A 15,258-nucleotide genomic window follows, 5' to 3' on the forward strand; every position below is an offset into this window, starting at 1 on the left:
TTTTATTTCAATTGATTTATTGCAAATTGTAGTTAAACTTTTTGATTATTGATTTCGTCTAAGATTTTAGTGTGTAATCAATTTGGTAGTCGAAATCTTAAGTTTGATTATATATCAGAATACAAACTTTTTAGACGAGTTAAAAAATGAAAAAGAATAATATTTTAATATTTATAATAGCTTTGTTTTTTGCATATACCGGAAATTTATATCCTCAGTTTGGAAAGAATAAAGTTCAATACGAAAATTTTGACTGGAAATATGTCCAAACAGTTAATTTTGATGTATATTATAATGATGGTTCAAAGTATCTTGCAGATTTCACAGCCAGAGCATGCGAAAATTCATTAGCCGCAATAGTGAAAACACTGAATCATCGAATGTCAAGCCGTGTGGCTGTTATAGTATATGATGCTCATAACGATTTTCAACAAACAAATGTTATAATGCAATTTATGCCGGAAGGTGTTGGCGGTGTTACAGAATTATTTAAAAATCGTGTTGTAGTGCCTTTTCAAGGTAATTGGGCAGTTTTAGACCATGTTATTCATCACGAGCTTGTCCATGCTGTGCTCAATGATATGTTTTATGGTGGGACATTCCAATCAGCAATATCTTCAAGCGGAGGATTTATGATACCTCTTTGGATGAATGAAGGTTTTGCCGAATGGCAGAGCATAGGCGGTATGAATACTGAAACTGATATGTTCATGCGTGACCTTACATTGAGCGAGAATCTACCTCCTCTTAATCGTCTTAACGGATATCTTGCATATCGTGGCGGGCAGACCTTCTATAATTATGTTGCTGAAACTTATGGAAAAGAGCGGGTTGGAGATTTGATTAACCGACTAAGAATTTACAGAAATGTAGAAACCGCATTCGCAAGTACATTTCAAATGTCATTCGAGGATTTTTCGGAAAAATGGCAACGAGATATTAAGAAATTTTATTTCCCGGATTTGGAGCTTTTTGTAAGTCCCAAAGACTATGCCATACCTCTTACAAATCACCAAAAAGATATGACGTTCTATAACTCGTCACCGGCAATTTCGCCGGATGGCGAAAAAATGGCATATATTTCGACAAGTGGTGGCGTTTTTGGCATTTTTGTCAGAAACATTGATGATAAAACGGATGCGAAACAACTTGTAAGTAGCTCGAGAACTCAGGATTTCGAAGATTTGAATATGCTTACACCCGGCATTTCGTGGAACCCCAAAGGAACTCATCTTGCCATTTCAGCTAAAGCAGGTGCTGAAGATGCTATATTTATAGTTGATGCTAAGACAGGTAAGTATGACCGGCTGAAATTTGGTATTAAATCAATTTCTTCCGTACAGTGGTCTCAAGAAAATAACGAAATAGCATTTATCGGTTCACAAGGAAAGCATTCAGATATTTATGTGTATAATTATATTACTAAAAAATTAAAGCAAATTACTGATGATATTTTTTCTGTAGTGTCAATAAGCTGGTCCTTTGACGGTAAAAGAATATATTTTACATCGGACCGAAGCAACAATTTGAGCGGTATATTCAATATGAATAATTTCAAAATCTGGAATTATGATGTTTACAAAAGCGATATTTTTGTTATTGATATAGCAACTTCAAATATTGAAAGATTAACTTTCGACCCTGAAAATACAAAAACAAGTATTGCTGTTGTTCCCGGAGATGACAAACTTTTGTATGTTTCGGATAAAAACGGTATTGGCAATATTTATGTAATGGATTTATTTACTAAGAAATCCAAGCCTTTAACCAATTCACTCACAGGCATAACTCAAATTGCAATTTCCAATGATGCCTCCAAAGCATTATTTACTACCCAGATAAATGGCGGTTATGATATTTATATGATGAAATATCCGCTGGACAGTGACTTGGGAATCGATGAACTTCCGCTTACTAAATTCAGACAATCTCAAATCGAGCAAAAGAAAATAATCGAATCTATCGCCGAAATTGAAAATGCCGGACTTCAGGAAACAAAACTCACAGGCTACGGAGATTTTGAAGTTACATTCGAAAATCAAGCTATGGTAAGCCCAAATGTTGATGCTCAGAAGAATTTGCTTGATGACAATACCACTTCAATCATTCAAATATCTGATGATGCCTCTTCAGCAGATACAACTGATGAAGAGCTTGAAGAGCAGGATTATAAGGTAACATTTTCACCTGATTTAATTCTCGGAAATCCGGGTTTTAGCACTTTCTTTGGTGTTCAGGGAGTAACTCAAATGCTTTTCAGTGACGTTTTGGGTGACCATCAAATATTTTTTCAGGCAAATTTACTTCTTGACCTTAGAAACAGTCAATTTTTCTTAGCTTACAATTATCTGCCGAAAATTATTGATTACAGTTTTAATATTTATCATACATCAGCATTTATTTTAAGTGCAGATAATTTCTTTTACAGATTCAGAAATTTTGGAGCCGGTGTCACAGCATCATATCCATTTACTCTTTTTAACAGATTGGAATTTGGTGCAAATTTCATGATGCTAAGTAAGGAAAATGTAGATATTCCTGAATTGGGTGGAACCGACCGCTATCTTGTCGTGCCAAGAGTGAGGTATGTTCACGATAACACACTTTGGGGATATTATGGTCCAAGAGACGGCTCAAGATACTTTCTTGATATCAGCGGTTCTCCAAAACTTGGTGATGATGGAGTTGGATTCGCAACATTCAGAGGTGATTACAGGACTTATATTCCGCTTGGCTGGTTCTTTGGATTTGCTCTTCGTGGTGCAGCCGGAGCTAGTCTCGGACCGAATTCACAAAATTTCTTTATGGGTGGTACCGATAATTGGATAAATCGAAGATTCAGCGGTGGCAGACTACCTTTTAATTCTCCTGAGGATTTTGCTTTCATGGCATTCGAAATGCCTATGCGTGGCTGGGCTGTTAGTGAAGTAGTCGGTGATAAATATTTCATAGCAAATGCTGAATTCAGATTTCCGCTTTTGACTGCACTTATTGCAGGACCACTTCCAATTCTTATACAAGGTGTAAACGGTGCTATATTTCTTGATGTAGGCTCCGCCTGGTATGATGAAGTAATATTCTCACAAACTCTTGATGACGGCAGACGAATTCCCGGTAATATGCTGATGAGCAGTGGATTGGGAATCAGAGCCTATATGCTGGGAATCCCATGGAAAGTTGATATTGCATGGAGAAATGAGATTGATCGTTGGTCTGAGCCATATTATTTATTCTCTATAGGTTTCGATTTTTAATTGTATAATGCATTTATATCAATCATATAATAAATACTTATAGCGTTAATACGTTTACTGTTAATTATTACAAATAATTCAATAAAAGCAAATGTTCGGCAAAATTTTAAACAAGATATTAGGTAACAGACACGAGAAAGATGTAAAAAAAATGCTTCCCGTGGTTGATGAAATTAACAAAATCTATAAAGATTTAGATAAACTTACAGATGAGCAGTTAAAAGCAAAAACTTCAGAATACCGAGCCAGAATCAAAGAATCTGTAAAATCACTTGAAGATAATCGAAAAGCCTTACAGGAAAAACTTCAAAACGAAGCACTCGACAGCTCTGAAATTCTTGATGTTACTCAACAGATTAAAGACCTTGGAGATGAAATATACTCTACAATCAACGCTGAATTAGATGAAATACTTCCTGAAGCATTTGCAGTTGTAAGACAAGCCTGCAAAAGATTGAAAGAAAGAGGTTTCAGCTATACTTATGCCGGTCAGCATGCAGTTTGGGATATGGTGCCTTATGATGTTCAGATGATTGGTGGTATTGTACTTCACGAAGGGAAAATCGCCGAAATGGCAACCGGGGAAGGTAAAACTCTTGTTGCAGTCGCACCGGTATATCTCAATGCTCTTGCCGGAAAAGGTGTACACCTTGTCACAGTAAACGATTATCTTGCAAAACGTGACTCAGAATGGATGTCTCCTGTCTATAATTTCCTTGGGCTGACAGTAGGTGCAATTCAGTCAAATATGGATAATGAAGACCGTAAAAAGATTTACAACTGCGATATTACTTACGGTACCAATAACGAATTTGGCTTTGATTACTTGCGCGACAATATGGTTGTTGATTTAGAAAATTTAGTTCAGAACGAACACTGGTTTGCTATTGTTGATGAGGTTGACTCAGTACTGATTGATGAAGCGAGAACTCCTCTCATTATTTCAGGTCCTGTAGGTCAGACTGACCAGAGATTTGAAGAAATGAATCCAAGAGTAAAGCGCCTGATTGATGCGCAGTTCAAACTTGTCAACTCTATTGTAGCCGAAGCTGAAGGCTATATAAATTCCGGAAGTAAAGAAGACCTTGAAAAAGCCGGCGTATGCTTGCTCCGAGCTTATCACGGATATCCGAAACACAAAAAATTGACAAAATTACTTCAGGAACCTGAAAATCAAAAGCTAAAACGAGATACTGAAATGTTTTTCCTTCGTGATAAAGGGAAACGTATGCATGAAATTGATGATGAATTATACTACAATATTGATGAAAAAACTCATCAGATTGACATCAGTGAAAAAGGTCGCGAGCTGCTTGGTACAAGAGATGAAGATGCCAATATGTTTGTAATTCCAGATATTGCGGCACAATTCAGCCAAATTGAAGGTGATCCGAATCTCAGCCCTGAAGAAAAACAAAGGTTGAAGGATGAAGCGCATCTGATTTTTGCTGATAGAAGCGACAGAATTCATACGATAAATCAACTTTTGAGAGCATATTCACTTTATGAAAAAGATGTGGAATATGTAATTCAAGACAGCAAAATCATGATAGTTGATGAATTTACAGGACGTATCCTTGATGGAAGACGCTATTCAGACGGACTTCATCAGGCTATCGAAGCAAAAGAAAATGTTAAAGTTGAGCGTGATACTCAGACTTTTGCAACAATTACTCTGCAGAATTATTTCCGTTTGTATCGCAAGCTGGCAGGTATGACAGGTACAGCTGATACTGAAGCAGGAGAATTTGAAAAAATTTACAAACTGGAAGTTACTGTAATTCCTACAAACAGACCAATTGTGCGTGATGACCAGGAAGATTTGATTTTTAAAACAAAACGTGAAAAATATAACGCAATTATAGAGGATATCAAAGAACTTCAAAAAGCAGGTCGAGCCGTGCTTGTCGGAACTGCAACTGTTGAAGTATCTGAAATACTTGCAAAAATGCTGAAACGTCAGGGTGTCAAACATAATGTACTTAATGCCAAACAACACGCTAAGGAAGCAGAAATAGTTTCACAGGCGGGAATGAAAGGTGCTGTAACAATAGCTACCAATATGGCAGGTCGTGGTACTGATATCAAACTCGACCATGAAGTTAAGAAAAATGGCGGCTTGGCGATTTTAGGCTCAGAGAGACATGATGCAAGGCGTATTGACCGTCAGCTTCGTGGTCGCGCCGGAAGACAGGGTGACCCGGGAAGTTCGATTTTTTACATCTCACTCGAAGATGATTTGATGAGACTTTTCGGAGGCGAGAGAATTGCAAATGTTATGGCAAAGCTCAAAATTCCGGAAGGCGAGCCAATTCAGCACTCTATGATTTCTAATTCGGTTGAGCGTGCACAGAAGAAAGTTGAAGAAAATAACTTCGGTATCCGCAAAAGACTACTCGAATATGACAATGTAATGAATCAACAGAGAGAAGTCATCTATAATCGCCGTCGTGCTGCTCTTCGTGGCGAACGACTAAAAGGTGAACTCTTTGATTATATCGAAGATATGGCTTACAACCTGATTGAAGAATTCAAACCCGAAAAGAGAGTTAAAGATTTCAAAGATACAGTCAGGTCACAACTGCTCTGCGAAGTTGAAGTCTCTGAAAAAGACTTTGAAAAAGACAACAATAATGATTTAATTGAACGAGTGATTAAAGCTGCCAAAGAATTTTATGAAAGAAAAGAGGAGATGCTTGGTAAAGAATTTATGTCCAAGCTCGAAAGAGTTGCCGTATTGCAGACTATTGACGATAAATGGCGTGAGCATCTGAGAGTTATGGACGACCTTAAGGAAGGTATTCATCTCCGTTCTTACGGTCAGAAAGACCCACTTTTAGAATACAAGTCAGAAGCTTATGGTCTATTTGTTGAATTAGTCAAGGAAATAAACAAAGAAAGCGTAATTTTCGCATTCAAATATTTCCCTCAAATGGTACAACGTGAAGTCAAACTTCGCAAACCTGCCGCAGGTCATGCTACAGCTGATGAATTACAAGTCAGACAACGTACTGCATCAGGAACTATGAAGTTTGAACATTCTACTCAAACACCTGCATTTCTTCAAAATGTGCCTCAGCAGCAACAACCCGGCGGTCAGGCGACTACAGTAAGCAATACATTTAAGAGATCAGAAAGGAAATTTGGAAGAAATGATACTGTCAAAGTTAAATATCGCGATGGTAAGATTGTTACAGCTAAATATAAAAAAGTAGAAGAAGATATTGCCAATTCAGTATGCGATGTTTTAGATGACGAATAATCCGTATTACTGTTAATATAATACTATAGTATAAAATTTTCTGAAAATCAATCTCGTTTTTTCCCGCGAGATTGATTTTTTTTATAGTAACATATTAAGTTTTTTATCCCGAGTATATTTTGGTTAATAAGACCATTTTTTTTTCAATTATTAATCATATTTTTTATGCCTTAAATACTTCGCAACTATCAGTATAATAATTGAATTAGGTGTCTTAACATGAAATTCATTTTATTAAATGAATCTATTGTCTTATGTTTGTATCATAATTAATTTCATTTTTCTAATTTTATATATGTTCTATGGCAAAGAGAAATAGAAAAGCAGAAACAGAAGAAGAAAAAATCGAAAGGCAGGCAAAGCCTCTGGGAGTTGAATCTGATAATACAATCAGGTCAATAATATTATCAGACAAGCAAAAAGAACTGATAGAAACTATCGAAAAAAATGACATAACAATTTGTACGGGTCCGGCCGGAACCTCCAAAACATTTATTGATTGTTATTATGCAGTCAAATCACTTAAGTTGAACACATTTGACAAAGTGTTATTAACTAAACCAATTCAGGAAGCAGGCGAAAAACTCGGTTTTCTCCCCGGAGATATTGAATCCAAGATTGACCCTCATTACGAAAGCTACAAAATCACTTTTCAGAAACTGATGAAAAAGCGAATTTTTGAGAAATTGCTCAAGGAAAATGTGATCGAATTCAGACCGCTCGCATTTATGAGAGGAGCGACTTTTGATAATTCGCTTATGATTTTGGATGAAGCACAGAATTGTGATATCAGGCAATTGATGCTCTTCACAACGAGGATGGGTAATAAAAGTAAAGTTATAATTTCCGGAGACTTACATCAGTATGATATCAATGCTTATCATGTAGCACTTCAGTTTTTTGTTAATATGGTTCGCGATATAAAAGGTATTGGTGTTTTTGAATTCGAACAGGCAGATATTGTTAGAAATAAAATCCTGATTGAAATTACCGAGCGCTACGAAAAATTGAAATTTGATGAAAAACTTCCGAGGAATAAATCATGAGTTGATCTTTGTTTTATCGAGCCTTTTTTGAATTTTAAAACATACTTATTAGAAGGGCTTAATTTAAAGAATCATATACTTTCTCATTTTAACCTGACAATTATTTATTAACTGATGGAGTTAGGAATTATAAGTATATCAACAAAAATAATAGTGGAATTAAAATTCCGATTGATACAAGTATAGCACCTCGCCAGACAAGTCCGTATTTACCTTTTAGAATAAATAATCCGGATATTGCAAGAAATGCAAGTGCTACACAAAATATATCAGAAAACCAAGTCCAAAGAACTCCGGGATTATAGTGAAGGAAGTTTACTTGTTTGAAAATGGGTCTATTTAGGATTGTCTCTACTTTAAAATCGCCCCTGTCCAGAAACAATGTAATATTTCCACCATCAACAAATATTCTTAGCCGCTCGCTATCCGGAAAATAGTGACTTTTGTACTCTCCCTTAGCATCTGCCAACTCAAGTATTGTATCAATCAATTTCATATCAACTTCGCTTTTGCTGACAGGGCGACCAAGTCCGAAATCCTGATTGCGAATTATATAGTTTGGATTCCAGTCGCCTTTATGGTTTATTGCAATACCGGAAATCGCATAAATCAAAATCATTCCGACAAAAAAATAGCCGATATCTCTGTGAAGAGTTTTATTTAATTTGTATATCTTCATATTTTCAGTCTATTTCAATAAAAAAAGCGGCGATTTATTTATAAAACCACCGCTTGAAAAAAAAATATTTAATTACATCTCTTTAACTTCGACACCTGTCATAGTATATTTCGATATGTAACCTTTTTTACTCTTTGCAATTTTATCCTTCAGCAGGTCAATTCTATTCATATTATCTTCGAACTCACATGCATGCTCGCCAACTTCAGCGGCTTCAGCAGCAAGTTCTTCTTCCCACTCTTTGATATAATTCATATCAATTTTCTCCTCTTCAAGAGTTCCGACAACCCTTAATGTACTGCCTTCATACTTCTTATCAAAAGCAGAAATAACATCAGATGTAAATATTTGCAATTTATTATCAGCATCTTTACCGGCTAAAAACATTTTTTTGCCACTATGGGCACATACATGAATACACAAACCTTCTATTGTGACTTTGTCACCTGTATTTGTGAATTCATCGCTAAGTAGTTCTTCCAAAGTATAAACTTTGTCAACACCCGCATTCTTTGCAGAGTCTGTTTTATCACTGCTGCAGGCTGTCATCATCACTAAGCCCGCAATCAGTATTAACAATATTCTATTCATAAATATTCCTTTTTTAAAAGAGACACAAATACATTCAAAAGTATGACTTTATTTCTTATTAAAAAAATTTTTATGTTATTTTTCTGTATTTTTCATACGTTACATACTTAAAATTTTTACTTAAGCATAAACTGTTGAATTAGCGATGTAAAAATAATATACAATTTATTAAATTTAATAATTATCTATATAATAATTAAACTTTTTAATTGCTAGATTTGTCTAATCAATAATTAATTTTGCTATCTACTACGACAATATTTTTTTGTTTTGTATCAAAATTTTTAAATGAGTCAATCATGAGAATATTAATTACTTTTTTTGTAATTATTTTAATTGCAACTGTTACTATAAATGCAGATGAATTATACTTCCCCCCTATCGTAATAGGACAAAAATGGGAAACAACAAGCCCCGAAGAACTGGGTTGGAATACAGATAAAATTCCTGTACTTTTCAACTATTTAGAAGATAAAAAATCAAAAGGGTTCATTGTTTTGAAAGATGGGAAAATTGTTCTTGAAAAGTATTTCGGCAATTTCACTCAGGATAGTAACTGGTACTGGGCTTCTGCCGGAAAAACACTTACGGCGGCTTTAGCAGGATTAGCTCAGGAGGAAGGTTTTCTGAATATTAACGATAAAACTTCAATTTATCTTGGTGAAAGCTGGACTTCATTGACTAAGGACAAAGAAGACCTGATTACTATCCGCAATCAACTTACAATGACTACAGGCTTGGACTTCAATGTTGAAAGCACTGACTGTACCGAGCCCGAATGTCTGAAATATAAAGCAGATGCAGGCTCGCAGTGGTACTATCATAATGCACCTTACACGCTGATTGAAAATGTAATTGAAGAAGCATCCGGCGAAAGTTACAACCAGTATTTTTTCAGAAAAATCAGAAATCGGATTGGTATGAACGGTGCCTGGTTTAAAATTGGTTATAACAATGTATATTTCAGTACACCACGCTCGATGGCGCGTTTCGGCTTGCTTATGCTCGGCAATGGTAAATGGGGTGAAACGGAAATATTTTCAGATAAGAACTATCTATTTGATATGATAAATACTTCAAATGATTTGAATAAATCTTATGGCTATCTCTGGTGGCTAAACGGAAAGGGAAGTTTTATGGTACCGCAAACATCTTTAGTATTTAAGGGTATGTTGTTCAGTGAAGCACCTGAAGATGCTTATGCAGCTCTCGGTAAAGATGGTCAGTGCTTACATGTTTCACCAAGCACTGGCATAGTTTGGGTTAGAATGGGTGAAGACCCCGGCGAAAATCTATTCGTATCCAAAGATTTCAGCAGTAATATTTGGAAATATCTCAACGATATTATGAATACAGAAATGAGTGTTTATGAATCAGAAAACAATTTTTATGTCAGCCCAAATCCCGCAAGTGATTTCATTACAATTCAATTCAGCAACAAAGGGCTTCAGCCCTTTGCAGCGACTGAAAAAGTGCAGCTATTCGATATGCTCGGTTTAGAAGTTATGTCTGTAGGGACAGGGCTTGACCTGTCCACACAAAGAATAGATGTATCACATTTGCCCGCAGGAGTGTATTTTATCCGTATTGGTGATAAGGTAGAGAAATTTGTGAAGATGTAACTATGTTGAATGTTATTGAGTTGAATGTTACAGAATTAAAGTAATTAAGTTAAAAGATATTGAGTTGAAAGTTAAATCACAAGTTGCAACAAAGGGCTTCAGCCCTTTGCGTTCAGATTATGCAGCGAAAATAGATGTCCTACACTTCGCAAGTGTCGGACATCTTGCTTTTTGAATATTGTTAAAAATAAAAAATTTATTTGTATAATATTCAGAAATTTCTTATTTTAGCAATATGATTATGGTAACTAAGATAAAATATGATTTTGATGGGTAAATATCATAAAATTTATAGTAACATTGCCCTATCTCTTGGGGCAAAAATATATCTTTTTGCCATATTGTTATCTGCATATTTCAAACGCTTAATCTCTCCTTTATTACTTCAGCAGAAAAAGAATTTTTGTTTAATAAATTTTGTCTCAACGAATTCTCAACGAATTCTCAACGAATTCTCAACGAATTCTCAACGAATTCTCAACGAATTCTCAACGAAAAGTATTTTCACAAAATTAAAATTTTTATTTTATTTGAGGAGCTTAAAATTCCCGGAATTACGATTTAGCGGCAGATAAGATTTACAAAATATAAATCATTTCTGTCGCAAAAATTGGATGATGCGGGACTTCGTAATAAAAACTAAAGTCTGTCTTATGAATTTTAACAATTTTTAGTTAAAGTTGATCTGAACTTTTTTTAAATAAATAAAATTATAAATTATTGATGGTGAACAAAATGTTAAAAAAAATATATTTAATTACAACGGTTGTTGGAATTTTCTTAATAATTTCATCAACTAATCTATTTGGGCAGGTTCCCTATTATGTAATTGACACTACTTTCTCTCCCTGTTATCAATTACAATTTACCGAATGCAATGATTGCGACTCAACAATTGTAACTGAAACAATCCTTATAGAAGGATGCCCTTGTATAGTCACATATAAAATCACGAATTGCAACTGTCCAGAACCACGGACATTTGTTGAAATACTTTACATAAGAGTAAACATTAATTTTCCACCGCCATGTGTAGTACTTATTAATAAAGTGCATCCTGATTTTCCTGAATTGAATATGGATAACTATCAAAATTTGATGAAAGATATTTACGATGACATCTTTAACAGACTATTTGATGCTGTTTCAAATAATTATCCGTGTCCTGAAATGCAGAAGTCTTTTTATTATCTTGAAGCGACCTGCAAAATGGTTTGTACTGTAGGATTATCTGCACCCGGACAACCTGACGCACTTCTCTGGTTACCAAAATACTGCACACCAACAGGTTGTTGTACAACTGAATATCAATACTGCAAAAATCCTGATGGTAGTATTGTTAGAAGTGTAATAAGAACCGGAGGTGGCGTTTGCGAAGGAACTCAACCTTCAGAACCATGCCCAATACCTGGTTCAGGTCCAACAGCGCAACAGATTAATATTAATGGGATATACTATAACGTTACATGGGTAAATGCTAGTGAATGTACAGCTGTTTGCATTCCAATTGAGTGGTAACATAATTAATGGAGAATTTATGAAAACTAGAATTTGTTGTATGTCTATATTGTTATTTTTCCTTGGCTTATTATCAAGTGAATTGGCAAATTCAACAGTCATAATAAGACATTGTTCTAATGATTACTGGAAATGGGAAAAGCAATATATTTTAAAATCAGATACTAAAGACTGGGTTCTGATATCGAGCAAAATTAGTCACTACATTTTTATTCAAAAAATGTCAAATTATGATGTAACACAGCAGGAATTTGCCAAGACTTCCATTAAGGATGAGGTAGTTAGAAATTCACCCTCATTTTACCTTATAAATTCAGAATTAGTAATCAATTTAAATGGATTTGAAGTTCAGCAAATTATAATTTCCGATTTGCTTGGGAACGTATTATATTCAGAACCAACAAAGACAGATGAACAAAGATTATCAGTTAATGTTGGATATTATCCAGTTGGGGCCTATTTTGTCTTACTAACAGATAGGCAGCAAAGAAAATATATGTTTAAATTTATCAAAAATCTATAAATGTAATACACACCAACTCGCTACATTGAAGCGGGTTGGGGTATGGAGGTACTGAAATGAAAATATCAATTATTATTTTTTTACTGGTCATGTCTCAAGTTTCTTATTCACAATGGGAAGCAATACATCCTTATGACCCGAATTCTATTTTCCAATCAATAGCAACTTCGGGTAACAACGTTTTTGCAGGTTCAACAACATCAGGAGTAATTTATTCCTCTGATAAAGGTCTGAACTGGATAAATAGAAGTTTAGGTACAGATTCAAAACCGCTTAATGTAAGAAGTATAGTTATAAGTAGAAATAATGTTTATGTAGCAACAGCAGACAGTGGAATATTTCTATCAACAGATATGGGAGTTCGCTGGGAAAAGAAAATAAAAGGACTACCCCAGCTAAGTGTTAGAAGATTAGCTGCAAATGATGATTATGTTTTTGCATGTTTTGATAATGAAATATTTTACACCTCAGATAATGGAGATAACTGGGAATCAACAAATATATTGCCAGAGAATATTTTAATTAGCTCAATTGCAATCAAAGATGTACATATATATATAGGAACCAGAGGTGGTGGAATTTATTACTCCTCTGATATGGGAATCAGTTGGGAAGTTAAAAAAGAAGAACTAACCGATAAAGCAGATTCAACAGTTTACTCTATTGACATAGAGGGGGAAAATATTGTAGCAGGTACTGAAAAAGGAATATTTTTATCTACTGACTCTGGAGAAAATTGGATTCGAAAATTTCCTTTTGGAAAAGCTGTCGCGGTAAAATTTAACAACAATAAAATCTATGCAGGGTTTTATTCCTACCCGATGGACATACAAATTTCCTCTGATATGGGTGATACATGGGAATCAAAAACCAATGGTATTTTATTCAAATCTACTGCAATGAATGGTGAGAAGGAGTATTGGGGAAAGAATATTTTGTCATTGGCTGTAATTGATAAGAACATAATTGTTGGAACAGAGTATGATGGTATCTTAGTATCCATAGACGAAGGGGAATATTTTGAAGGAAAAACTTTTAACGATAAAAATGCTAATTTATTATTACTATCAGGAGAAAATATCTTTATATCTTCAGATAGACCTAATTCATTTCAAGCTTGGGGAGGCGGGATTTACAGGTCAACTAATATGGGAAATTCATGGAAAGCTGTCGGATTTCAGGGAAGATATCATAGTATTTGGTCAATGACTTTTCAAGGAGACACTCTTTGGGTTCTTGATTATTACAAAGGTCTGTATTATTCAACAGATTTAGGCGAATCATGGCAAAGTAAAGAAGTAACGGGTTCATCTGGAGGATTACGTAAATTAATTATTAATGGCAATAATTGGGCTATTGCAACAGTTACTAATGGAGTTATACTATCGACTGACTCAGGTATTAGTTGGGAAATCAAGAATGATGGATTTGGTACAGGAATATATTCTGTAGCAATTGATGGGGATAATATTTTTGCCGGAACAGGTGGTACACATGGTGGTAAAGGTGTATTTTTTTCGTCAGATTTAGGTAATACATGGGTACAAAAAGGATTGGATGATTTATATATATACGACATACAAGTAAGCGGTAATTATGTGTTTGCAGGTACAAATGACGGATTTTATCTCTCGCATGATTATGGTGAGACTTGGGAACTAAAATTTAAGGACAATATATCCATTAACATAAAAACGATTAAATTACATGAAAGCAATCTTTACATAAGTGCATTTGGTCAATATGCAGCTAATAAACTATATATCTCTTCCGATATGGGAGAAACTTGGCATTCAAGAGATACTACAATAGCTGGAAGTTCCGGGATTTTTAGTTATGGAAATTATATTTTTGAGGATTTAGAATTCAGGGGTGAATATGTATATACAGTTGTTAAACCTACATCTATGATTTTTAAAGCCAAGTTAGTTGACCTGCTTAACACAACAAGTATAAAAGAAAATCATACTAAAAATCAAAGCATAATTCTTTACCCCAATCCCGCAAGTGATTTCATTACACTCAATATTCAAACTTCGGAAGTTTCCAAAACTTCCGAAGTTTCTGCGGTGCAAATATTCGATATGCTTGGATTGGAGGTAGCACAGACGCCCTCGTCTGTGAATAATATGATAAATACTCAGACGGGGGCGTCTGAGCTACTAAGAATTAACGTATCGCATTTGCCTACAGGAGTGTATTTCATCCGTATTGGGAATATTATTGAGAAGTTTGTGAAATATTAGAAGTCAAATCCCCTTTTGACAAAGCGAAAAGGGGGATTGGATTTAAATTATTTGTGAAGATTTAACATGGCTGAATGTTAAATCCAACTCAGCAACAAAGGGCTTCAGCCCTTTGCAGCAGTAGATAAAGTACAAATATTTGATATGCTTGGGATTGAAGTAATGTCTGTAGGGATAGGACTTGACCTGTCCACCCAAAGAATTGATGTATCGCATTTGCCGGCAGGAGTGTATTTCATCAGGATTGGTGAAAACATAGAGAAGTTTGTGAAGATTTAGAAATACCGTAGGGGCAGGTTCGGAACCTGCCCTTGCTTTTTGAAATCCGCGAAATCTTTTAATCAGAATACTCCGCTATTCTGACAGAAATGCTGAATAATATTGATAAATTTGTGAAATATTTGAAGATCAATAAAACATCCGAAGGTTTCGAACTATTGGAAGGTTATTGAGTCTAAATATTTGATATGTTCGGTTTTGAAGTCTTGACCACTACTGCCTCTCAAAATGATGTGTA

At 34.9% G+C, this 15,258-nt stretch carries 10 protein-coding genes; 8 read left to right on the forward strand and 2 right to left on the reverse strand.

Annotated features, from left to right (window positions below):
* Positions 1-146: 146 nt before the first annotated feature.
* From KF896_06205 to KF896_06215, 3 genes are all read left to right on the forward strand, one after another.
* Positions 147-3,254: a PD40 domain-containing protein gene (locus KF896_06205; protein ID MBX3043291.1), complete on the forward strand. Its 3,108-nt coding sequence runs from the start codon at positions 147-149 to the stop codon at positions 3,252-3,254.
* A gap of 91 nt (positions 3,255-3,345) precedes the next feature.
* The gene (gene secA / locus KF896_06210) at positions 3,346-6,516 is read left to right on the forward strand and encodes a preprotein translocase subunit SecA (GenBank protein MBX3043292.1); all 3,171 of its coding nucleotides are present in this window, start codon (positions 3,346-3,348) and stop codon (positions 6,514-6,516) included.
* A 302-nt stretch (positions 6,517-6,818) separates the two neighbouring features.
* Positions 6,819-7,562, forward strand: a complete 744-nt coding sequence (locus KF896_06215; protein ID MBX3043293.1) for a PhoH family protein — start codon at positions 6,819-6,821, stop codon at positions 7,560-7,562.
* A gap of 127 nt (positions 7,563-7,689) precedes the next feature.
* Here KF896_06215 and KF896_06220 read toward each other — a convergent pair whose 3' ends face one another.
* Together KF896_06220 and KF896_06225 are read right to left on the reverse strand one after the other, a co-directional pair.
* On the reverse strand, positions 7,690-8,241 hold the full coding sequence (locus tag KF896_06220) for a PepSY-associated TM helix domain-containing protein (protein MBX3043294.1): 552 nt from the start codon (positions 8,239-8,241) through the stop codon (positions 7,690-7,692).
* Positions 8,242-8,313: 72 nt separating this feature from the next.
* Entirely contained in the window at positions 8,314-8,832 is a 519-nt protein-coding gene (locus tag KF896_06225; protein MBX3043295.1) for a hypothetical protein, read from the reverse strand.
* Positions 8,833-9,131: 299 nt separating this feature from the next.
* Here KF896_06225 and KF896_06230 point away from each other — a divergent pair, with 299 nt between their 5' ends.
* From KF896_06230 to KF896_06250, 5 genes are all read left to right on the forward strand, one after another.
* Positions 9,132-10,454 (forward strand): serine hydrolase, encoded by a 1,323-nt coding sequence (locus KF896_06230; protein MBX3043296.1) that lies wholly within the window; start codon positions 9,132-9,134, stop codon positions 10,452-10,454.
* A 735-nt stretch (positions 10,455-11,189) separates the two neighbouring features.
* Positions 11,190-11,972: a hypothetical protein gene (locus KF896_06235; GenBank protein MBX3043297.1), complete on the forward strand. Its 783-nt coding sequence runs from the start codon at positions 11,190-11,192 to the stop codon at positions 11,970-11,972.
* 19 nt (positions 11,973-11,991) lie between these two features.
* Positions 11,992-12,495: a hypothetical protein gene (locus KF896_06240; protein ID MBX3043298.1), complete on the forward strand. Its 504-nt coding sequence runs from the start codon at positions 11,992-11,994 to the stop codon at positions 12,493-12,495.
* Positions 12,496-12,551: 56 nt separating this feature from the next.
* The gene (locus tag KF896_06245) at positions 12,552-14,741 is read left to right on the forward strand and encodes a T9SS type A sorting domain-containing protein (protein ID MBX3043299.1); all 2,190 of its coding nucleotides are present in this window, start codon (positions 12,552-12,554) and stop codon (positions 14,739-14,741) included.
* Between the two features lie 144 nt (positions 14,742-14,885).
* Positions 14,886-15,020: a hypothetical protein gene (locus KF896_06250; GenBank protein ID MBX3043300.1), complete on the forward strand. Its 135-nt coding sequence runs from the start codon at positions 14,886-14,888 to the stop codon at positions 15,018-15,020.
* Positions 15,021-15,258: the final 238 nt, after the last annotated feature.

Source organism: Ignavibacteriota bacterium (assembly GCA_019637995.1).
In the GTDB taxonomy this organism is placed as follows: domain Bacteria; phylum Bacteroidota; class Ignavibacteria; order Kapaibacteriales; family UBA2268; genus JANJTB01.